We start from the raw sequence: 19,778 nt of genomic DNA, 5'->3' as shown, positions 1-19,778 counted from the left end.
CGTGCAGCATGTTCATATCGTTTTCGCGATGATCTCCTGCTTAGCCCTCCTGGGGGGCGGAACCATCGCAGCCGCCGCCCAGGGCCTGCCGGGTGGTGCATCGTCGCTCAACGAGGCACATGGCGATTGGTCGGTCGCCTGTGCGGCACGGGGAGGATCGGTGCAATGCGCGATCTCGCAGTCGCAGGTGAGTGGGCAGAACGGTCAACGCGTGCTGACCATCGAGTTACGTGCAGCGGAGGGCTGGGAAGCGATCAACGGCGTTCTGATCCTCCCCTTTGGGCTGCGGCTCGATGACGGGGTGACACTCGCGATCGATGAGAGTGCTGCCCTCCCCACGCAGCGTTTCTCAACCTGTCTTCCCGCCGGATGCCTGGTGCCGCTGGCCTTCGATGCCGGCACAGTCTCGGCGCTCAGAGCCGGAAGCGCGCTCGCGCTCACGGCAGCAGCGAACGACACTGGCCAGGAGGTCAGCTTCTCGATATCGCTGACGGGGTTCACCACGGCATTGAACAGGATCGCGCAACTCGGCGCGATCTGACATGGCGGCTGCATGACGGCTAAGGATGAGCATATCGGCCCGGAGCCCGGCACCACGACGCCGGATGTCTGGAGCGGTCTGCCGTTCGACCTCAGACCGTTGCGCTACGTCATGGCGGCTGCAGAGTATATGAGCCTTCAGGGGGCCGCCGACGCGCTCGATCTGGATAGAACCACCGTCAGCAAGGCGGTTCGGGATTTCGAGGACCGGATTGGAGTCGGGCTTTTCGAGCGGGGGAGCTATGGCGTCCGGCTGACGGATGCGGGCGCGCGTCTTGTGGATGAGATCGTCCCTGCCCTCACGCAGATCGACTATGCTATCCGGTTCGCGGCGGCAGCCGGTCGGGTCGAGACCGGAACGGTGCGGATCGGAATCATCTCGACTCTTGCCGGCGGCTTCATGCGCCAACTGGTGCATAGCTACCGGCGCGAACACCCTGGCGTAGCGATCGAGATCCACGATGGCGCACGTCGGGATCATCTTCGCGCCATTCGTTCGCGCCAAATCGATCTCGCCTTCCTTACCGCCGTCGAGGACGCCGCTGGTTGCGATGTATCCGAACTCTGGAGTGAACGGGTTTATGTGGCGATGTCATCGACGCACGCACTTGCACGCGAAGATGCCCTGGACTGGCCGGACCTGCGCAATGAGGTGGTGATTATCTCACGCCATGCGTCGGGCCCCGACGTGTACGATTACGTCGTGCGGCGTTGCGCAGGTCGCAACGGGTATCCGGCGGTCGCTTATTACGAAGCTGGCCAGGAGACGCTCATGCATATGGTTGCGCTCGGCGGGGAGATCACGCTCGTTGCCGAAGCGTGGCGTGAGATGCCGATCCCTGGGCTGACGCTGGTGCCGCTGGTCGCGGATGGCGACGTCGTGCCATTCAGTGCGGTGTGGTCGCCTGCCAACGACAATCCCAGCCTTCGGCGCTTCATCAGCTTCGCCCAGGCGTTTGCAGCCAACAGGCCCCGCCGCATAGCGACGCCATAACGCGGATCAGGACGTTTCCACACTGCGCCAGATCTTGGCGAACTCCTTGTCGGAGTCGATGTAGCCAGCAATCATCGGTGGCGCGATCTTGGCTGGGAGGATCGGCTCGGTGTGTCCGGTCTCACGAGCCAGCGCCTCGCCATAGGCGAGGAGTTTTCGGTGCAGCGGTGCGGACACCTCGATGGTCAGCTTGACCGGACGTTCGTCGAGGATTCGACCGAGCTTCAACCTTGTCATTGTGCAACTCCATAAGACTCCAGCACCAAATCTCTCGTGACGATGACCCTGACCGGGAATCCCGGCCGCACGGTCAGCGTGGGCGCGACCTGCAACTGGCGCTGGATGATCTGCTGGCCCGCCTGGTTTATGGTGTCCTGCGCCCCGTCGCGGATGGCGCGGATCAGCCGGTCCTCGTCGCTTGCCGCCAGTTCTGCGCCGACACCAAGCAATGTGGAGAGGCCGGCGGCTTTCATCAGGTCCCACCAATGGTAGTCCACACCATCCTCCAGGCCGGCATAGCCGGATGCGTCAGCGCCGGGCTGACGCTCCAGCACGATGGATCGCCCGTTGGGCAGGATCAGCCGGTTCCAGACGAGCAGCACGCGGCGCTGGCCGAAGGTCACGCCGGCATCGTATTCGCCGATGATGCGCGTGCCCTGTGGAATGAGCAGGAGCGATCCCGTGGGACTGTCATAGACGTTCTGCGTCACCTGGGCGGTGATCTAGCCAGGCAGATCGGAACGAATGCCGGTCAACATCGCGGCGGGGATGACCGACCCGGCCTGAAGGATGTAGGGCGAAGCCGGAGCCACGACGCGATCCGCGGCCACGGTCCGCCGGTCCACCTCGGCATTGAGGAACGCCAGATGCCGGTCCTGCGTGCCTGTCCCGGTCAGGCCGGGAATGGTCGAGCCTGGCATGGGCGGGAGTGACGGCATTGCGGCTGCAGATGCGCCCTGCGTCTGGAAAAAGAGTTGGCTGGTGCGAGCGGCCTCCAGTTCGGCTAGCCGTCGTTCCTCGTCAGGATCGGTGGCGGGAACCGGCATCGGGGTCGCCGGCATCGGCTGACCCTCCTCGCGAGCGCGAAGGACGGGACCGCCGAGATCACCCGGCAAGGGCGGGCCGAGCGCGGGTACGTCGCCATAGGAGCTGGGAAGATCGCGCAGCCCGTCGGCGGTCTGCCGTCTGTCAGTCGTGAACAACTCCTCGCTGCCTTGCTGCCGGTCGGCGGTCTGGAGCGCATAGATCAGCGCGCCACCGATCCCGAGCCCGGAAACGAGGCCGAGCACGGCGAGTGCCTTGCGCGAGATCCGTGTGACGCGGGGGGATTCGCCGCGTAGCCGCATAGGGGCGGCGGCCTCGACCGTCGAGCCGGTAAGGGGAGTCGCGTCATCCCGGACGGCATCGTCCTTGCGGTCATCGGCGGTCATGTCGAGGTCTCCCCGGTCGAGGGACGTGCGGCCTGCGGCTTGGGGGCGATGCGCACGATCCTCACGGTCTGCTGCCGGTCGCCGCTTCCCAGGCGCAGCTCGGCCGTGCCGAACAGGCGATCGACGATCAACACGTTCTGATGGGTGCGGCTGTTGACGATCTCGGGCTCACCGTCGGAGCCGAGAACGAAGAGCGGTGGCATCTCGCCCTGCACGATCCCGCGCGGGAAAACGACATAGACGCGGCGTCCGTCGTCGAAGACCGAGACCGGACGCCAGGGTGGGCTGTCGCCGGCAAGGCCATAGCGATAATTGCGTGCGCGCTCGGCCGGAATGACCGGCGCGGGCGGTGCGGTCACGCGCTGGGTGGCGGGTGGCGTCGGGTAGGCCCAGGCGATTGCAGGCATCCACGTCTCCTCGTCCGCGCGCAGCTCGATCAGATAGGTGCGCCTGTCGGTGGTGATGACCAGATTGGTCGTGATATCCGGCCGCGTCGGTTTCACCAGACATGGACGCGCCGCGCCGGCCCGGAACCGCTCTCGGTATCGCCGATAATCCAGCGCGCGGTCTCGCCCGCCGCGATCGGTCCCGCACCGGTCAGGCTCTCGCCCGGCTCCAGCGCGATGGTCGTGATCTGCCCCACGGCTGCATAGACCTGGTAGAGGGCGCCTTCGGACCAGGGATAGATCTGCATCGCGTTGTAATAGCCCTCGCGTCGCGGTTCGACGCGGGCGGCGGCGTTGGCGTTCTCGATCTGGCCCGTGGGTGTTGTCGCGTTCGTCCCGCCGCGCGCGACTGTCCAAGCCGGGGGAACATGCAAGGGACGCGGCGTGTCCTCGGACACGACGGCACGGTGGACGGGAAGCGGCGGCACTTCGTCGTCATAGACAAATTGCGCGGTGCGGCTGGTGGCGCAGCCCGCAAGTGCCGTGGCAGCCATGAGCGTTAGCACAAGAGCCGGCAAGCGAAAGTGTCTCGGGGCTGGGAACGGTGTTGCGGTCATTGGCTCATCTCCCGCGACCAGTTGATGGCGTTGACGTAGATGCCCAGCGGATTGGCACGCAGCCGCTCTGAAGAACGCGACCTCAAGGTCGACATCATCGCGCCCTCCGGCCGATACATGCAGGGGCCGCTGGTCGCACATGCCGTCGCCGGCTATCTGCGCGAAGTGGGCGTGACGGCGACCATCGGCAATCCAACAGACTGGGCGACCTACATGTCGACTATTTACGCGCAGCCCGAAAATGCAAACCATGACATGGGCCTGCTTGGTTTCGGAGCCAGCTACAACGATCCCAGTCAGGCGCTGAGCCTGTTCCAGAGCAGCAACATTCCGCCCAACGGCTTCAACGCGTCGTTCTACAAGAATGAGGAGGTCGACAGACTGATGAGCGAGGCGCTCACGAATTCTGACCAGAAGGTACGTGCCGATCTCTACTGCCAGGTCCAGAACATACTTGTCGAGGATGCTCCTTCCATATGGCTTTACGTCCAGAGCTCGCCGATCATCGCAGCCGATGTTGAGGGTATCGCGGCGATCAACCTTTGGTTTGATACGACCTATGCCCGCCCGACAAAGTAAGTTGATCTCGGCGTAGACTTTCTAAACCCCTCGAAGTACGCTTCTTTGAGGGGTTTCCGTCTGTCGGCATGCGAACGGGCAAAAAAAGCCTACCATTAACCAACATGCTCTTGAGCTCCGGCTGAAAAGGCGGCATTCCGTTTGGATAGTACCGACCGTTCCGATTGTTCGCGCCGCTTCCGGCGGATGCGCTTCGGGAGCATGACCGATGTGGTGAAAGACACTAACTGAATGACGACGCTCGAAGAGCCGCGCCCGGCTTCCAAGTCGAACCTCACGAAGGAACGTATCCTCCAGGTTGCAGCGGAGCTGTTTGCGCGCAACGGTTACGATGCTACCGGCATTGCCGAACTGTGCAATGCCGTCGACCTGGGACGCGGTGCGCTCTATCACCATATCGAGAGCAAGGAGTCCCTGCTTTTCGAGATCAGCATGCGCCACATGTCGGCAATGGCCGATCGCAGCGAAGAGCTCATTGCACTCGATCTGCCGCCGGATGAAAAGCTGCGCCAACTAAGCAGATTGCTTCTGAGAATGATCGCCGACAGCCGGCCCGAAGCCACCGTAACCTTCCGTGATGCGCGCGCCCTGTCTACGGACCGGGCTTCGGCGCTCGGCAAGCAACGCCGCCGAGTGGAGGCCGCATGGCAGCGTTTGCTCGATGACGGCATGCGGGAGGGCAAGTTCCGGCCCATCGCGCCCGTCGTCATGAAAGGTCTCTGGGGCATGCATGTCATCGCCTATCGCTGGATCGAGCCGGACGGCGATCTTTCCCCCGAGCAGATCGCGGACGTCTTTTGCGACGTGCTTCTTCGCGGCGTGCTCACTTCCGATTCACAGTCATGACTGCATATCGGCAAAGCAGCCATCATCGCTATTTCATACAATGGCAGACATATAAACGGTGTGCCCGCGCTGGAAGAAGCTCGGCCCGGTGATCCGGTTTCAGGCGGCTGGAAGAGCCGGCCGCCAGGAAACAGCAGACATTTGGCGGGGAATTTCGTCGTCGACTATCCATCGGCAGATGAAGGACCGTATGGTGGGGAAAGTCCGGTTTTGCAGGCGGGGTGATGAACCATGAAGCTGCCCCTGCGGGCATCCCATTGGGGTGCTTTTTGCGCCGAGGTCCGCGATGGCAGCATCGAGCGCATTCTGCCCTTTGGGCATGACCCTCAGCGGAGTGGCATGAACGACGTCTGCCGGAAATGCTCACCCACGAGTTTCGTGTGCGGCGTCCGGCGGTATGCGAAAGCCGGCTGGAGGGTGACGGCGGCGGTGCGCTCGGGGATGACGAGTCCGTCGAGCTCGAATGGGCACGCGCAGTGGATATCGGTCAACACTTGTGGCAGTGTAAGGCTCCTTGCCAACGCCCTTTGTTCACCGGAAACGCGGCCTTCATCGCCGACTTGTGCTGTCACGGCTTGACCCGCCTGCATGATCGCGAAGGCCATCAACCGTGCCTTTCGGCACCCGGCGCCAACCAGCTCGCCCTAACCCTGTGGAAGGCGATGTCGTCATTCTCGGCAAACCTCGCCGTCCATAAGAGCATGAAGGAGCGCCGCACCTGAAGGAGGGCGGCATGTTCCTGTTCCTGCCGCCCGACAGTGCGCGCCTCAACCCCATCAAAATGCCTTCGCCAAGCTCAAGACACCGCGGCCGCCGCAGCCAGAACTTTCAATGACCTCAGGAGAGCAACCGGAACATCTGTGCCGCATACGTAAACAATAGCCTTTCTCCAGCGAAGAAATGCATAAGCGCCGCCAATAAGCCTCTAGCCCTGCAACCAGTAATTGTTTTCTTGTTGTAAATCGTAATTTGTGATAACATTCTGACTTGGAGGAGATATTTCTCGTCTTGAGGAGGGGGCGTGACCGTACGGGGGGACGGGGCTGCGCCATGGGGAAAAGCAGCCGCGGCGGGTAAACACCATCTGGCGCATCATTGCGCTGATGTAGCGGCATGTTTCGAGGCGATCTGCGCGCTGCCGGTAGTGCGCGCGCGGCTGGAACGTGTGGCGTGCAAGAATCTTAAGTCGTTGGATATAGCGCGCCTTTCCGCGCTCGTCTTCCTGCATGATTGCGGCAAGCTGCATCCCGGTTTCCAGGCCAAGTTCTGGCCACAGGGCATTTGGCACGATTGCTGGATGGGACATCTGGAAGCCGGGGCTGCCATTTTTTCGTTTGCGGCCCGTGAAACCAAAGAGATCGCGCGCGCACTCAATATCGAGGCACTGGGTGCCTGGGGCGTAGATCACAATTTACTTTATGCGGTCCTGGCCCATCATGGCCGGCCGTTCAAAATGGATGCGGCGGCCAGAAACGGTTGGCGCAAAGTAGAGGCTATAGGCTACGATCCGCTGGCCTCCGCAGAAGAGTTGGGCCGAGCAATGCGGCTCTGGTTCGAACTGGCATTCTCGAACGGCGGCGAACCTTTGCCGGCTCGGCCGGATTTTCAGCATCTCCTCTGCGGCCTCGTCATCCTTGCCGACTGGCTGGGCTCGACGGAAAGGATCTTCTCCTATGTCCCAGATTTTGATTCTGACTATTGGGAAAAGGCGAGGAACAAGGCGCGCGAAGCGATACGGCGTGTCGGGCTCGACACGGAACAACTGCGCGCGACCCTCGACGGGCGAGCCGATTTCTCGACGCTGACTGGCGGCTACTCGCCTCGCCCTGCGCAAGAGGCAATGGGGACGGTTTCGCTCGATGAACAACTCGTCATCCTCGAAGCGGAGACCGGATCGGGCAAGACGGAGGCGGCCCTCTGGCATTTTACTCGCCTGTTCGAAGCTGGCCGGGTGGGAAGCCTCTATTTCGCCCTTCCAACCCGTGCAGCAGCCAAGCAAATTCATGGTCGCGTGCACGAGGCCATGCAGCGCCTGTTTGGCGACGGCGCGCCGGAACCGGTTCTAGCCGTGCCCGGCTATTTCAAGGCAGGCGAGCATGAAGGACAGGCGTTGCCCAACTGGAGAGTGCTCTGGGATGATGACGGCGGCGTTGACGAACGCTTGCTCCTTTCCCGATGGGCGGCAGAAAGTACCAAGCGGTACCTTGCCGCCACGGTGGCTGTGGGGACCGTCGATCAGGCCATGCTGGCGGGGCTGCAGGTCAAGCATGCCCATTTGCGCGGGGCAGCATTGGCCCGCTCACTTCTGGTCATCGACGAAATCCACGCCTCCGATCGGTACATGAGCGAGGTCCAATCGCATCTTTTGAAGATGCATCTGCAGCGCGGCGGCTTCGCCATGCTCATGTCTGCGACGCTCGGCTCGGTCGCCCGCGTGCAATGGCTGACGCAGCGGCGGCGGGCGACCGAGCCATCCTTCGAAATGGCAGTGAGCACGCCCTATCCGGCCATCTGGGGCATGCGCAGCCATGAACCGGATGCGCCTCCGGTCGACGGGCGGGAGAAGCATGTGGCGATAAGCCTTGCTCCTTCCTGGTCGGCGGAAGAAGCGGCCCGCCATGCCGTTGAGGCGGCCAACGCCGGGGCGAAGGTTCTCGTCATCCGCAATACGGTGGCGGCCGCCCTGGCGACATTTCAGGCCGTGCAGGTGGCAGGAGGAACAGAAAAGCTCTGGAAGGTGAATGACGGACCGGCCCTCCACCATTCCCGCTTCGCGCCAGAAGATCGCAGATTACTGGATGAGGCCGTAGAAGAGGCGCTTTCACCTAAGCGGGAGAAACGTCCTTCTGGTGGGCTGATCGTCATCGGCACGCAGACGCTCGAACAGAGCCTGGACATCGATGCAGACATGCTCATCACCGACCTTTGTCCCGCCGACGTTCTCCTGCAGCGCATCGGAAGGCTGCACCGCCACGCCGTTCCACGCCTGCAGGGCTTCGAGGCGCCGTGTTGCGTGGTTCTGGCGCCGGAAGGTGGGCTCGATTACTTCACCGCACCGAAGTTCGAGAACGGACTCGGTATGTTCAAGAGCGGCGGCGGGGTCTACCAGAACCTTCATGCCTGCGAACTGACCCGGCGGCTCATCATCGACCATCCCGAATGGGTCATCCCGCGGATGAACCGTTTGCTGGTGGAAAGCGCCACCCATCCGGAAAAAATCGGGGCATTGAACGAAGAATTGGGTTCCGCCTGGGCAGACTATTGGAACGACGTCTACGGAGCAGAAATCGCTGCTGCCGGAAGTGCGCGGAATGTCGCGCTGCCCACGGACAAGGCCTTTATCAATGAGAGCGGCAACCCGCTGCTGTTCGTGAGCGACGAGCAGGCCATTCGAACGCGTCTCGGAGCCGAAGGCGCACGGGTCCATTTCACGGAAGGAGTCGTGGGTCCGTTCGGACGGGTGATCAGCGGCGTGACGCTGCCCGCGCATTGGTCGAAACACATCCTGCCGCCGGAAGAACTGATCACGCCCGAGCGCGTAGGCGGGAAGCTGTGCTTTGGCGTCGGAGACACAGAATTTTCCTATGACCGCGACGGGTTGGAGAGGGTGAGATCATGAGCGACCGGATGTTTAATCTCCTGGAAGAGGCCATCATCACCGCCGCCCCACTCGGGCCTCTCACACTGCCGGGAACCCTCGCGGCGCTCGCCCGCGATGCAGTGGATGACTTCCCGGCCCTGCGCGCGCATCAGGGTATGTTCTGGCACATGTTTCTGGTCCAGCTTGCCGCGCTGGCGCTCCATCGTGCGAGCGAAACGGAAATTCCCGAGGATGAAGACAGTTGGCGCCGCCTGCTGCGCGGCCTGACAGCGGATTTTCCCGACGATGAGCCTTGGTGTCTGGTGGTGGACGACTGGTCGAAGCCTGCTTTCATGCAGGCGGCAGTGCCTGATGGGGTGAAGCTGGACAAGCCTATCCCTTCTCCTGATGCCCTCGATCTTCTCATCACTGCGAAGAACCATGATCTCAAACAGGCCGTCGCGCGCAGGGCGGAGCCGGAGGACTGGCTGTTTGCGCTCGTGACGCAGCAGACAGGTGGAACACGTGACGTGCAGAACTCAAGCACGGTCAGGACGGGCAATAGCAATGCGCCCCGCATTTGTATGAGCCTTGCACCGTATTCCGCTAGATGCGAGTACGCTCAATTCCCACGTCTTGGCTCATGGTTCTCACGTAGCGTCGTTCGCCTGATCGAATCGCGAAAAGACAACGAAGCGTTTTGCGAGGTTGGAGGCCTAGGGCTGACATGGCTATCAGAATGGCCAAAGGACAAGCCAATTCAAACAAAAGAATTAGATATTTGGTTTATCGAAATTTGCCGCCGAGCACGGCTTAGCAATACTGAAAAATTACATGCGCTGTCGAGATCAGATAAGAGTGGGCTGATTGACACGCAGCCGCTGAAGGGACAGTCGTTTGATCCTTGGACGCCAACGCACAAAACCCAAGGTCGACTTTTCGCACTATCCTCGAAGGGGTTCCATTACAAAGTCATCGTGAGACTCCTTTTCGGCGAGAGGCGAAAGGGAGAGGATGTACACGACTGGGTATTGCCACCTCTACTAGAGCTTGGGAAGTCTGACACAGAAACCCGTACACTACTTATCGTCGCTCAGGGTGTTGCCGGCAACCCAGGCGTCAAAACTGGTTCAATCGGCTTCTATTCACGCATCGTGCCGCTTTCCGGCAGGGTTTCCCGCGCTCTCGGCCCCAGGCGAGCGGAACTGCACCAGCTTGCGCAGGCGCAGGTAGAAATCATTGCGGAGTTCGACAGAGCATTGAGGAACGCCCTTGTGCTCGCCGCTGCCGGAGGTGAGCAGGATAGGGTCCAGAGGGACCTTTACAAGCATTCCGAACCAGCCCGCGCGCATCTCGATCGTTACGCGGACGAGATTTTCTTCGAGCACCTCTGGGCGCGCTTTGAAGCGCAAGAGGCGGGGACTGACGCGTTACGGAAAGCGGAAAAGGCGTTCGCGGCGAAGCTCTGGTAGCGCACTGAGGCAATCTTCGATCAAGCCCTGCCTGCGATGCCCTGCGCCTCGCTGTTCCGGCCGCGCGCCGAGGCGCGCGCGCCGAGGCGCGGGCACGGGCCCTGCTCCGCATGGCGAGGGCGCGCCATCCGGAGCTTTTCGAAACGCAGCAAGTGGAGGCCATTACGGATGCCGCCTGAGGACAACGGACAAACACTCGGCGAGATGGTCTTTCGTCTCGCCCAGAGCATGGTGAAACTCGATCCCGGGCAGCTTGCGCGCCTCCGGCGCATGGACCCTAGTGGCCCGGGTGAAGGCGACTTCTGGCGGCTTGCGGTCCAGCATGACCTGCGCACCGACAATAAAGGTCTCCTGCTCGTTCGCCTTATGGCATTGCTCACACCAAAAGGTGAGCCGGGCGCGAACAAGAAGCTGCATCAGAGGGACAGGCCGCTTGGAGCTGTCCTTTTCGAGGCAGGTTATCCCGAAACGCGTCTGCTGAACTTTCTCGCACTGCCTGTCGCCAAACGCGGGGAATCGTTAGAGCGCATGGCCCGTTGGCTCGCGGCCAAGGGGCATGACGGCGTCAACTGCGTCGACATTGCACGCCTACTGTTTGCCGATGACGTCCGCGATGCCCGCCGTTTGGCGGAAAGCTATTACCGCGCACACGACGGGGCGCAAACCAAACCGGATTCCAAGGAGGATGAAGCCGCATGACCAGCCCGCGTTTCCTGCAGATCCATACTCTCCACTCCTATACGGCAGCACTTCTCAACCGGGATGACAGCGGCCAGGCTAAGCGGCTCGTCTATGGCGGCACCAGCCGGACGCGCATTTCCTCGCAATGCCTCAAGCGGCATTGGAGGACAGCGGAAAACGATCCCCATGCGCTACAACGCATTGCGGGCTATGTGGATTCTTTCCGATCACGGGAACTGGTCACCGAAAAGGTAATCGCGCCCCTGAAGGGCCGGTATCCCGATGCGGTGGTGGCAGTCCTTGAGCCATCCTTCCAAAAGCTGGTTTATGGTGAAAAGGCTGACAAGGGCAAGAAAAGCCGGCAAACCTTGCTTCTTGGCCAACCCGAACTGGAATGGCTGGCGGCTCGTGCGGAGGAAATTGCCGCAAGCGCTAGCGACCCCAAAGTGGCTGAAATGGCCGTCGCGGAGTGGGCAAAAACAAAGAATTTCAAGGCGATGAGCGAAAATACCGCCCTGCCGGGTGGTCTGACCGCCGCACTTTTCGGGCGAATGGTCACATCCGATCCTGCGGCCAATATCGACGCTCCGGTGCATGTTGCCCATGCCTTCACCGTGCATGCCGCTGAATCCGAGGACGACTACTTCACGGCCGTCGATGATCTGAAGCGCGACGATGATGATGGCGGAGCCGATACAATCCAGGAAACCGAGATCACTTGCGGCCTGTTCTACGGCTATGTGGTCATTGATTTGCCCGGCCTGATCGCCAACTGCGGCGGCGACAGCGATCTGGCCTCCAGCGTGACGCACAATCTCATCCATTTGATCGCCGAAGTCTCACCCGGCGCAAAGCTCGGCTCCACCGCGCCCTATGGCCGTGCCGATCTGATGCTGATTGAGGCGGGCGACCGCCAGCCCCGTTCGCTGGCCACGAGCTATCGCGAGGCGATCCCGCACGATATCGGCGTAGCTCTGGACAAGATGAAGGAGAAGCTCAAGGCGTTCGATGAAGCCTATGCTACCGGCGAGGATCGCCGGCATATGTGCGTGGACGGCCACATCGACGGAATCGAAAAGTGCTCACTCGCCGCGCTTGCCGGATGGGCGGCGGAAAAGGTGAAGGACGCGCCGGATGCCTGAGGACCATCGCTGGCTCACCCTGCACCTCGAGGCGCCGCTCATCGCCTTCGGGGGCGTGAGGATCGACCATATCGGCATCACGCGCGATTTTCCCGCGCTTTCCATGATGACTGGCCTTCTGGCCAATGCGCTGGGCTACCGCCGCACGGATTGGAAGAAGCATCAGGAGTTGCAGGAGCGGCTCGTTTTTGCCGCGAGGCGGGACCGGGAAAATCCTGCGGGGCTTCTCACCGACACCCAGAATGCGCGGCTTGAGAAAAACGACAGGGGCTGGACAACCTGGGGTGAATTCGAGAAGCGTGGCGGCGGCGACGGGACTTACAAAGCACCGCACCGGCGGTTGCGGGACTACCACACGGATGCGCATGTGGTCGTGGTGCTGCGGCTGCGGGGTGGTCCTGCCCCCGATCTCGATACGCTCGCCGAGGCGCTGGCGAAACCCGCCCGCCCGCTGTTCATCGGCCGTAAGCCCTGCCTGCCGGCAGGGCCGCTGCTGCGCGAAGAACCCTTCGTCCACGCCGCGACCGCCCATGATGCGTTGCGCAAGATTGCGGGGGCAAAGGCGCGCGCTTTCTGGCCGCTCGGAGAAGGGCCGGAAACAGGCAGCAAGGTGGATCGCATCGTCGACCTTCCCGACATTCGCAACTGGCGTACGGGCCTGCATGGAGGCGCGCGCAAAGTCGTCGAGGGCCGGGTGGTGCCGGAAGGGCTTGCCGCATGAATCCGCTCCATATGATCAGCCTTCCCGTGGACCTGCGTGAGCTGCGCCGGCTGGCGGCATTACATGGCCTTGGCGCTGACGAGGGACGAGCGCTGCACCACTTCCTTTGCGAAGCCTTTGGCAAGAGCGCCGTGCAGCCTTTCCGCCTGATGCCTGGGCGTAACGGTTCCCGGACAGCAACCCTTTACGGCTATACGGGCCGGACCGCTGAGAACATGTACCGTGCTCTCGCCGAAACCGCGCCGCCGGAGAGCGCGAAAGTGTTCGGCCTTGAGCATCTTTCCATAAAATCCATGCCGGAGAGCTGGAGCGCGGGCCGTCGACTTGCCTTTGACGTTCGCATCCGGCCCGTCCGGCGGCTGCACAAGCCTGTCGGGACATTCGCCCGCAAGGGAGCGGAAGTGGACGCATGGCTTCTTGAGGCGCTGCACCGATTCCCCGACGGCCCTCCGGAAGATGCCAGTCAGAAAGTACGGCGCGATCAGGTATATGCCCAATGGCTGGCGGAACGTCTGGAAGGCGCCGCAAAGCTCGAAAACGCACGCATGACGGGCATGGAGCGAAGCGCTGCCCTGCGTAACGGCAGATCCTCCAGCGGGCCAGACGTCACCTTTCTGGGAGAGTTGTCCATTACGGATGGAGTGGCATTTGCCGAGAAACTACGCCGGGGAGTGGGACGGCACACACCCTACGGCTACGGCATGCTGCTGCTGCGCCCCGCATAAGGAGGATGAGATGCTGCTCGGCCGCCTCGGGCTGGAGAAAGCCAGAATTCCCCACAGCGACCGTCATGGCCTGGTCTGGCTTGACCGCGGGCGTCTGGAGGTTGAGGACGGATGCTTGCGTTTCCTGACGGCGGGCGGAGGCGAGCTGCAAGCCGGAGATTACCAGATCCCGCATCAATCCCTGTCCGTCATCTTGCTTGGGCCCGGAACGAGCGTCACCCATGATGCATTGCGTCTTTTGGCCCGCCATGGCTGTGCCCTTGCAGCTATCGGCGAAGGGGCGGTCCGCTTCTACACCGCCCCTCCGCTGATGCCCGATAGCTCGGCCATAGCGCGTGAGCAGGTTCGTCTATGGGCGGATCCCGCAACACGCATGGAGGTGGCGCGCGCCATGTATGCCATTCGTTTCGGAGAGATTGTGCGCACGCGCGATATCGAGGTACTGCGCGGACAGGAGGGTGCCCGCATCAAGCGGAGTTATCAACTTGCCGCCGAACGGCACGGACTCCCTTGGAAAGGGCGCCGTTACGACCGGGACAATCCGAATAAGGGAGACATTCCGAACCAGGCCCTCAACCATGCAGCCAGTGCCATGCGCGCCGCTGGCTGCGTTGCAGTGGCAGCTGTAGGAGCCATTCCGCAACTAGGATTTGTGCATGAGGATTCCGGTCAATCTTTCGTGCTCGATATTGCCGATCTTTATCGGCATGACGTGACCCTGGATATTGCTTTTGGTGCCGCCGCGGAGTGTCTGAAGTCTGGCGAATCGGTGGAGCGCCTGACCCGCCGGCGTGCCGCCCGGCTGTTCCGTCAGCGCAATGTCATCCCTTCGATGATTGACAGGATCAAGAGCCTGATCGGACCGGATAGGGAAATCTGAGATGCCCATGGTAGTGGTCATCACGCGCGATGTGGAGCACCGCTACCGCGGCTTTTTGGGCTCGGCGATGCTGGAGCTCGCGCCAGGCGTCTATGCGCACCCGCGCATGAACGCGCGGGTGAGAGAGCAAATCTGGCAGGTGCTCAGTGGCTGGCATGGCCAGTTGCATCGCGGCAGCATTGTGATGACTTGGGCCGACAGTAGCGCCAACGGTGGTCTTGGCCTTGCCTTGCTCGGCGAACCGCCAAAAGAAATCGTCTCACACGACGCGATGTTGCTGGTGAGACGCGCACTGCCAAATATGAATTAAGCCCGGCTCAGGCTTTCATTGTTCCGCCATTAGGTAGCAACCGCCACCAACGGAAATAGGAGCCTGCGCAGGTGCCAGTCGGCTCTAGTCGTCGCTGGATTTCGAAACACGCCAATCTTCGTGGTGCGACGGTTTGAAAAAGTGAACGAACTTGTTATTCCGGGTGACTATTCGCACGCTCGACACTTCTGGAACCTCGCGCGTAAAGAACGCCCCGACCTCTGATAGAGGAGGTATCCCCTCGGAATTAATCAACAGCATCGCACGCGGATAAATTAAACTCCAAAGGATGGCTTTACATCCAAAGGTACTTTCAAATTTATCTTTCCAGTCCATCCGAACATCCTCAATAAGAAGCGATACAATATCTTCTGTATCGCCGCAATTGATCACTTATGCACTAAATGCATTCACGAAAGCTCGCCATGATGGCAGGATCGCCCCCTGGTGGTGCGGTAATCTCACCTGTCATGAATACCCCGGAAGCTGTAGAGCCGCCTTTCACCCTTACCCAAGCGTTCCCGCTCCCGAGGGCACGGGCTACTCGGGCATCAAGGATCAGAGATGCTAAGAGCCTTGTTGATGAGTAAAGCCTAATGCGCTCGATGCCGTGGTCAAAGGTGCCAAGCTCAGTCTCAATTTGGAATCCGCCGCCTTCAGCGACCCATGTCGTTTGATCTTGGCTCAGCCCTTGCTCCGGGCTAGAAGCATAAAGATTGATAATAGGGATCGTCTTCCAGCAGAACGTTTCTATTTCGTAGACCTTTTCAAGCATATTGGGATTTCGTTCGTTCGTCGCGGTAGCGACTATCAAGCCGTCTTTAGGCATAAGTCGGAAACCGTGGAAGCTGGTGGACGGAACGATGCCCAAGGCAGCAATCTCGTCGCGGGTCGGGACGAACATATCTTCAGGTGATTTCAACGACATGATTTCAAACAATTCGACCTTCGCTCCCATGTCGCGAAGGTAATTTGCCACCATAGCGGCGATGTACTGGGTTCGCTCCATCGCCTCGGCGGTTGTTGATGCTCCGCCGCCATAGAACTGATGGAACCCTATCCTACCAGTATCCGGAACATCGCGTTCCACACCGCCCATGAATGCGAGCGCGCAAGCTGAGTAGCATTCAGCGCCGGGCAATTCGTCCGAAAAGCGGCCCGGAACGGTTGGAGAATAGCGCTTCACTACGGTATCGGCCCCGACCTTTCTGAGAAAGCGCCCAATCTCGATGCCGTCTATGAGGCTCCCGCCCGGACTATCCAGAGAGACAATGAAATTCCACGAGTCGTAGGCATTCTCATTCCAGTAGGCCTTGAAGCGCTCCGCATCGCCATTTTCGATTGGTCCGGTGACTCGGATAATCGAGGTCGCGTTCCCCCTCTCCATTGAGATCTCGATCGCCTCAGCCTGTGGTGCAACCAAAGCCGACAGCGCTACAAACAACATGGGCAGGATATTCTTCATCGTGAACTCATATTTGATGCTCGGGGCTACCTGGTCTGATGACGTTCTCACATCTGGAACCGCATCGCCACCCAGCCGACGTGGCCTCCCCAGCAAACACAGCCTCCGTCAACTCGTCTGGAATTAACCATCATGAAGTTGGTGCGTTTACCTCCCGTTAACTCCAGGTTAAGAAGCCGATCGACTCCTGCGGCCAGATCCACTAAGGGCCCCGCTCATGTTCAGGCGGATACGCATACGGCGCTGATCCCGACGGCCTCCCGAGGCCGCCGTATCGCCATGCGTATCGACGACCCGCTGTCCTCAGGAGCCTGAACATGAACATCCATTCCCAGCCTATCCGCACGCCCCGCCTGACCCCAAAGGTCCTTGAGGTCTCATCTTCGGATTCTGTCTACTTCGACCCCGTTGCCGAGGCACGGAGGTCTGAAATACCAGCAGGGCCAGCACTTCCTCCTGTCGCCGGAATGCCGCGACCTCACCATCAACCAGCTCGTCAGAATTGACGAGGGGGAAGCCTTCGCGATCTTTTGCCAGTTCCGCTGGCCCAAGACGCAAGGGAAGCCGGTTTGCCCGCATTGCGGGATTCTCGACTGCTACGCGCTCCGCAGGCGCGCCTTCAAGTGCTCCGGCTGCCGCCGTGAGTTCTCCGTCACCTCCGGCACGGTATTCGCCTTCCACAAGCTGAGCTTCTGGAAGATGCTGGCGGCGATCTGGATGTCCGTGAACGCGGTCAAGGGCAAGGCCGCACTCCACCTCTCCCGCGAGTTGGGGGTCCAGTACAAGACCGCCTGGGTTCTGTCCCTGAAGATCAAGGAGGCGCTGGGGCTCCGTCGCGTCGGCATGAAGCTCGACGGCCAAGTCCAGATGGACGGCAAATACGCGGGCGGCCACATCAAGCAGAAGAACAAGGCCGAGGACCGCATCGACCGCAGGCTGAAGAAGTACCAGAACATGAAGCGGCTGTGCGTGCTTGCCTTGCGCGAAAAGAACGGCAGCGGCTTCGAGCGGACCTTCACGCGCATTGTGCGCGAGGAGCAGGGCGACGCTGCCTGGGCGACCGTCCGCGACCACGTCAGCCGGGACGCTACGATCGTCACCGACGAGCACACGAGCTACGCGGACATCACGGGCCTCAACGAGCACAAGCACGTCAACCATTCGGAGATGTACCAGGCCGAGGACGGCACGGACACCAACCATGTCGAGAGCTTCTTCTCGCGCATCCAGCGGGCCTATGTCGGCATCCACCATCGCTTCTCGCTGAAGTATTTTGACTGGTACGTCGCCGACCTCGCCTGGCGGGAGGACCATCGCCGGAAGAGCAACGGCCAGCTCACCGCGCTGGTGCTGTTCGCGGTGATGCTGAACCCGACCTCGAGGAACTTCTGCGGCTACTGGCAGGGCAACAGTCCGCCCGATCCGGCCTTTGAGGACTTCGACAGACCGTTCGAGCCGATCTAAGGCTCAGGCGGCGATCTCCCATTGCTTGCGATGCCCGTCGAGCATTCCGGCATGGCGGACCCGTCCGGCCTTCTGAAGAGCATCCAGGATAGAGGACAGGCGGTTGCCGATGACTGTGACACGCGGATCGTTCTCCGACAGTCCGTGCCTCGTGGCGAATTCGGCCGCGCATTCGGCTGTCGACATGGGGCGGGTGGCGGTCCGAAGGATATCTAACGTCATCTGGCGCTTGTTCGTCCCGCCGATGATCTTGTCGAGTTCCTTGATGCTCTCGGCCTTTGGCGGGCGGCTGCGACGTTTCTGAGGCTGCTCAGGCTTCCATTCGGGCTCGTAGATGGCGATCACCGTGTCGACGGCCGCCATCTGCGCCTGCACATCTGCCAGTTCCGCCGTCAGGTCGCGGATACGCTCCGCCAGTTCGCCTCGCTTCGCCTTCAACTCGTCAGAAACGCTCATCCCGCCGATCCCCTGGAACCAGGCCGCAGGGGATACCAGATCAGGCGTTAAACGTCTGGTGGCGGTTGCTACCTAATGGCGCATTGTTCTTTGACATTGTGGTTATAAATCAACTTACTGAGGGACAGAGGTTCCCCCACGCGTGTGGGGATACGCCCGATGTCAGCCAAGCCGGTGTCACATATTCGGCGGTTCCCCCACGCGTGTGGGGATACGCCCTTGTCGACAAGCGAGGCCGGCAGCGGCGAGAGGGTTCCCCCACGCGTGTGGGGATACGCCCCTGCGGTATTACCCGTGGTACGGGCGCGGCTAGGTTCCCCCACGCGTGTGGGGATACGCCCGCTTGAGGGCGATGGCCGCACCTTCGAGGCGGGGTTCCCCCACGCGTGTGGGGATACGCCGGCGGATGATTTCAGATCAAGAATGATGCCAAGGGGTTCCCCCACGCGTGTGGGGATACGCCCCGTACAAAGCACGATTGCCAGCGCAAAGAGACGGTTCCCCCGCGCATGTGGGGATACGTCCGAAGCCTTGACTTTAACCGATGGTTACTTGGGCCCCATCCTGATCGCCCCGTCTAGCCTTATCGTCTCACCATTGATCATGGTGTTTTCAACGATGTGCGCGACCAAGGTGGCGTATTCGCTGGGGTCTCCCAGCCGCGGCGGGAAAGGAACCTGCGCTGCTAGGCTTTGACGGTATTCTTCAGAAACCGTCATCAAAAGCGGCGTCAAGAAGAGCCCCGGAGCGATGGTGTTTACACGGATTGCCGAACGCGCCAGGTCCCGCGCGGCAGGCAACGTCATGCCGACCACGCCGCCTTTCGAGGACGCGTAGGCAACCTGCCCGATTTGCCCTTCAAACGCAGCAACGCTAGCGGTATTGATGATAACTCCGCGCTCCTCGCCGATCGGCTCAAGGTTAACCATCCGCGCCGCGACAAGCCTCAGCATGTTAAAGGAGCCGATCAAGTTCACTTTGACAACACGGCTGAACTCAGCCAGCGACAATGGCCCGTCCTTGCTTACTGTCTTTCCCGCGTCTCCAATTCCAGCGCAATTGACCAGCACCCGAGCCGGCCCATGCGCTTCAGCGGCCGCATCAACTGCGTCGGCTGCAGCTTCATCCGAAACGTCGCACTGCATCGCCACGCCGCCGATTTCCTCGGCAAGGGCTTTCGCAGCATCAAGGTTAACGTCGAAGATCGCGACTTTTGCCCCCTTTGCCGCCAGTAGGCGTGCTGTCGCAGCCCCCAAACCGGAGCCCCCTCCAGTTACCACAACAGCAGTTCCATCGATCTTCATTCTCGCACTCCTTAGGCAATTTCCATTGCGCATTCGCCCGCTTCCAGCAGGCCATGCTCTCCATGCAGGCGGATATCATATGAGCAGAACGGAAACAATCAAACATTTGTTTGTATGCCGGTGTTTGTATGGCGGAAAATTGCACACTTGCAGAGCGGCTGAGACAAGCCGAGCGGGAAATCGTGG

19 protein-coding genes, 3 pseudogenes and 1 CRISPR repeat array are annotated in these 19,778 nt (G+C 61.1%); of the genes and pseudogenes, 13 read left to right on the top strand and 9 right to left on the bottom strand.

Annotated elements, in window-relative coordinates; all coding sequences use genetic code 11:
- Position 1 precedes the first annotated feature (1 nt).
- Both HUS57_RS16515 and HUS57_RS16510 read left to right on the top strand, forming a co-directional pair.
- Positions 2 to 541: an invasion associated locus B family protein gene (locus HUS57_RS16515; protein ID WP_246727912.1), complete on the top strand. Its 540-nt coding sequence runs from the start codon at positions 2 to 4 to the stop codon at positions 539 to 541.
- A gap of 12 nt (positions 542 to 553) precedes the next feature.
- Positions 554 to 1,534: a LysR family transcriptional regulator gene (locus tag HUS57_RS16510; RefSeq protein WP_173934961.1), complete on the top strand. Its 981-nt coding sequence runs from the start codon at positions 554 to 556 to the stop codon at positions 1,532 to 1,534.
- Between the two features lie 6 nt (positions 1,535 to 1,540).
- Here the strand turns inward: HUS57_RS16510 and HUS57_RS16505 are convergent, their stop codons facing one another.
- The 4 genes and pseudogenes from HUS57_RS16505 to HUS57_RS16490 all read right to left on the bottom strand — a co-directional run.
- Positions 1,541 to 1,771 carry a DUF2274 domain-containing protein gene (locus HUS57_RS16505; protein WP_173934960.1) on the bottom strand — a complete coding sequence of 77 codons (231 nt, stop codon included), beginning with the start codon at positions 1,769 to 1,771 and terminating at the stop codon, positions 1,541 to 1,543.
- Positions 1,768 to 2,880 (bottom strand): annotated as a pseudogene (locus tag HUS57_RS16500) (TrbI/VirB10 family protein). The gene HUS57_RS16505 and the pseudogene HUS57_RS16500 overlap by 4 nt, the downstream one beginning before the upstream one ends.
- 80 nt (positions 2,881 to 2,960) lie before the next feature.
- Positions 2,961 to 3,967 (bottom strand): annotated as a pseudogene (trbG, locus tag HUS57_RS16495) (P-type conjugative transfer protein TrbG).
- Positions 3,964 to 4,044 (bottom strand): annotated as a pseudogene (locus HUS57_RS16490) (VirB8/TrbF family protein); the annotation flags it as partial. The pseudogenes HUS57_RS16490 and trbG, both read right to left, overlap by 4 nt.
- On the opposite strand from HUS57_RS16490, the gene HUS57_RS16485 reads away from it, so the two are divergent.
- Together HUS57_RS16485 and HUS57_RS16480 are read left to right on the top strand one after the other, a co-directional pair.
- On the top strand, positions 4,007 to 4,546 hold the full coding sequence (locus HUS57_RS16485) for a hypothetical protein (RefSeq protein WP_173933811.1): 540 nt from the start codon (positions 4,007 to 4,009) through the stop codon (positions 4,544 to 4,546). The pseudogene HUS57_RS16490 and the gene HUS57_RS16485 overlap by 38 nt on opposite strands.
- A gap of 231 nt (positions 4,547 to 4,777) precedes the next feature.
- Complete coding sequence (locus HUS57_RS16480) at positions 4,778 to 5,392, top strand: TetR/AcrR family transcriptional regulator (RefSeq protein ID WP_173934959.1); 615 nt, start codon at positions 4,778 to 4,780, stop codon at positions 5,390 to 5,392.
- Between the two features lie 326 nt (positions 5,393 to 5,718).
- Here HUS57_RS16480 and HUS57_RS18040 read toward each other — a convergent pair whose 3' ends face one another.
- The gene (locus HUS57_RS18040) at positions 5,719 to 5,964 is read right to left on the bottom strand and encodes a hypothetical protein (RefSeq protein ID WP_246727911.1); all 246 of its coding nucleotides are present in this window, start codon (positions 5,962 to 5,964) and stop codon (positions 5,719 to 5,721) included.
- A 449-nt stretch (positions 5,965 to 6,413) separates the two neighbouring features.
- Here HUS57_RS18040 and cas3 point away from each other — a divergent pair, with 449 nt between their 5' ends.
- From cas3 to cas2e, 8 genes are all read left to right on the top strand, one after another.
- A complete protein-coding gene (gene cas3 / locus HUS57_RS16470) occupies positions 6,414 to 9,011 on the top strand; it encodes a CRISPR-associated helicase Cas3' (protein WP_173934957.1) in 2,598 nt (865 codons plus the stop codon).
- Positions 9,008 to 10,444: a CRISPR-associated protein Cse1 gene (locus tag HUS57_RS16465; protein ID WP_173934956.1), complete on the top strand. Its 1,437-nt coding sequence runs from the start codon at positions 9,008 to 9,010 to the stop codon at positions 10,442 to 10,444. Before cas3 ends, HUS57_RS16465 begins: the two co-directional genes overlap by 4 nt.
- 168 nt (positions 10,445 to 10,612) lie before the next feature.
- The gene (locus tag HUS57_RS16460; protein WP_173934955.1) at positions 10,613 to 11,143 is read left to right on the top strand and encodes a hypothetical protein; all 531 of its coding nucleotides are present in this window, start codon (positions 10,613 to 10,615) and stop codon (positions 11,141 to 11,143) included.
- The gene (gene cas7e, locus HUS57_RS16455) at positions 11,140 to 12,267 is read left to right on the top strand and encodes a type I-E CRISPR-associated protein Cas7/Cse4/CasC (RefSeq protein ID WP_173934954.1); all 1,128 of its coding nucleotides are present in this window, start codon (positions 11,140 to 11,142) and stop codon (positions 12,265 to 12,267) included. The genes HUS57_RS16460 and cas7e overlap by 4 nt, the downstream gene beginning before the upstream one ends.
- Positions 12,260 to 12,988, top strand: a complete 729-nt coding sequence (gene cas5e / locus HUS57_RS16450; protein WP_173934953.1) for a type I-E CRISPR-associated protein Cas5/CasD — start codon at positions 12,260 to 12,262, stop codon at positions 12,986 to 12,988. The genes cas7e and cas5e overlap by 8 nt, the downstream gene beginning before the upstream one ends.
- A complete protein-coding gene (locus HUS57_RS16445) occupies positions 12,985 to 13,713 on the top strand; it encodes a type I-E CRISPR-associated protein Cas6/Cse3/CasE (RefSeq protein WP_173934952.1) in 729 nt (242 codons plus the stop codon). Before cas5e ends, HUS57_RS16445 begins: the two co-directional genes overlap by 4 nt.
- Positions 13,714 to 13,723: 10 nt before the next feature.
- Entirely contained in the window at positions 13,724 to 14,593 is an 870-nt protein-coding gene (gene cas1e / locus HUS57_RS16440; protein WP_173934951.1) for a type I-E CRISPR-associated endonuclease Cas1e, read from the top strand.
- 7 nt (positions 14,594 to 14,600) lie between these two features.
- A complete protein-coding gene (gene cas2e, locus HUS57_RS16435; RefSeq protein WP_210256087.1) occupies positions 14,601 to 14,903 on the top strand; it encodes a type I-E CRISPR-associated endoribonuclease Cas2e in 303 nt (100 codons plus the stop codon).
- An 84-nt stretch (positions 14,904 to 14,987) separates the two neighbouring features.
- On the opposite strand, the gene HUS57_RS16430 is transcribed toward cas2e, so the two are convergent.
- A complete protein-coding gene (locus tag HUS57_RS16430; protein ID WP_173934949.1) occupies positions 14,988 to 15,239 on the bottom strand; it encodes a hypothetical protein in 252 nt (83 codons plus the stop codon).
- Between the two features lie 64 nt (positions 15,240 to 15,303).
- Entirely contained in the window at positions 15,304 to 16,368 is a 1,065-nt protein-coding gene (locus tag HUS57_RS16425) for a hypothetical protein (RefSeq protein WP_173934948.1), read from the bottom strand.
- A 408-nt stretch (positions 16,369 to 16,776) separates the two neighbouring features.
- Here HUS57_RS16425 and HUS57_RS16420 point away from each other — a divergent pair, with 408 nt between their 5' ends.
- Positions 16,777 to 17,832 carry an IS1595 family transposase gene (locus HUS57_RS16420; protein ID WP_173934947.1) on the top strand — a complete coding sequence of 352 codons (1,056 nt, stop codon included), beginning with the start codon at positions 16,777 to 16,779 and terminating at the stop codon, positions 17,830 to 17,832.
- A 3-nt stretch (positions 17,833 to 17,835) separates the two neighbouring features.
- Here the strand turns inward: HUS57_RS16420 and HUS57_RS16415 are convergent, their stop codons facing one another.
- A complete protein-coding gene (locus HUS57_RS16415; RefSeq protein ID WP_173934946.1) occupies positions 17,836 to 18,288 on the bottom strand; it encodes a hypothetical protein in 453 nt (150 codons plus the stop codon).
- Positions 18,289 to 18,417: 129 nt separating this feature from the next.
- A CRISPR array of direct repeats spans positions 18,418 to 18,813; the repeat unit is 29 nt; unit sequence GGTTCCCCCACGCGTGTGGGGATACGCCC.
- 23 nt (positions 18,814 to 18,836) lie between these two features.
- On the bottom strand, positions 18,837 to 19,592 hold the full coding sequence (locus tag HUS57_RS16410; protein WP_173934945.1) for an SDR family NAD(P)-dependent oxidoreductase: 756 nt from the start codon (positions 19,590 to 19,592) through the stop codon (positions 18,837 to 18,839).
- Positions 19,593 to 19,778 lie beyond the last annotated feature (186 nt).

It is taken from the genome of Chelativorans sp. Marseille-P2723 (genome assembly GCF_902809845.1).
GTDB lineage: Bacteria > Pseudomonadota > Alphaproteobacteria > Rhizobiales > Rhizobiaceae > Chelativorans.
The sequence above is the reverse complement of the archived record's forward strand: the minus strand, read 5'-3'. Positions and strand labels throughout refer to the sequence as shown.

What these genes read in the sequence shown, in the direction of transcription:
- cas2e (WP_210256087.1), top strand. Translation starts at nt 14,601, where the DNA reads ATGGTAGTGGTCATCACGCGCGATGTGGAGCACCGCTACCGCGGCTTT.
- HUS57_RS16465 (WP_173934956.1), top strand. Translation starts at nt 9,008, where the DNA reads ATGAGCGACCGGATGTTTAATCTCCTGGAAGAGGCCATCATCACCGCC.
- cas1e (WP_173934951.1), top strand. Translation starts at nt 13,724, where the DNA reads ATGCTGCTCGGCCGCCTCGGGCTGGAGAAAGCCAGAATTCCCCACAGC.
- HUS57_RS16510 (WP_173934961.1), top strand. Translation starts at nt 554, where the DNA reads ATGACGGCTAAGGATGAGCATATCGGCCCGGAGCCCGGCACCACGACG.
- cas5e (WP_173934953.1), top strand. Translation starts at nt 12,260, where the DNA reads ATGCCTGAGGACCATCGCTGGCTCACCCTGCACCTCGAGGCGCCGCTC.
- HUS57_RS16445 (WP_173934952.1), top strand. Translation starts at nt 12,985, where the DNA reads ATGAATCCGCTCCATATGATCAGCCTTCCCGTGGACCTGCGTGAGCTG.
- HUS57_RS16415 (WP_173934946.1), bottom strand. Translation starts at nt 18,288, where the DNA reads ATGAGCGTTTCTGACGAGTTGAAGGCGAAGCGAGGCGAACTGGCGGAG.
- HUS57_RS16410 (WP_173934945.1), bottom strand. Translation starts at nt 19,592, where the DNA reads ATGAAGATCGATGGAACTGCTGTTGTGGTAACTGGAGGGGGCTCCGGT.
- HUS57_RS16480 (WP_173934959.1), top strand. Translation starts at nt 4,778, where the DNA reads ATGACGACGCTCGAAGAGCCGCGCCCGGCTTCCAAGTCGAACCTCACG.
- cas7e (WP_173934954.1), top strand. Translation starts at nt 11,140, where the DNA reads ATGACCAGCCCGCGTTTCCTGCAGATCCATACTCTCCACTCCTATACG.
- HUS57_RS16425 (WP_173934948.1), bottom strand. Translation starts at nt 16,368, where the DNA reads ATGAAGAATATCCTGCCCATGTTGTTTGTAGCGCTGTCGGCTTTGGTT.
- HUS57_RS16430 (WP_173934949.1), bottom strand. Translation starts at nt 15,239, where the DNA reads ATGGACTGGAAAGATAAATTTGAAAGTACCTTTGGATGTAAAGCCATC.
- HUS57_RS16505 (WP_173934960.1), bottom strand. Translation starts at nt 1,771, where the DNA reads ATGACAAGGTTGAAGCTCGGTCGAATCCTCGACGAACGTCCGGTCAAG.
- HUS57_RS16460 (WP_173934955.1), top strand. Translation starts at nt 10,613, where the DNA reads ATGCCGCCTGAGGACAACGGACAAACACTCGGCGAGATGGTCTTTCGT.
- HUS57_RS16485 (WP_173933811.1), top strand. Translation starts at nt 4,007, where the DNA reads ATGCCCAGCGGATTGGCACGCAGCCGCTCTGAAGAACGCGACCTCAAG.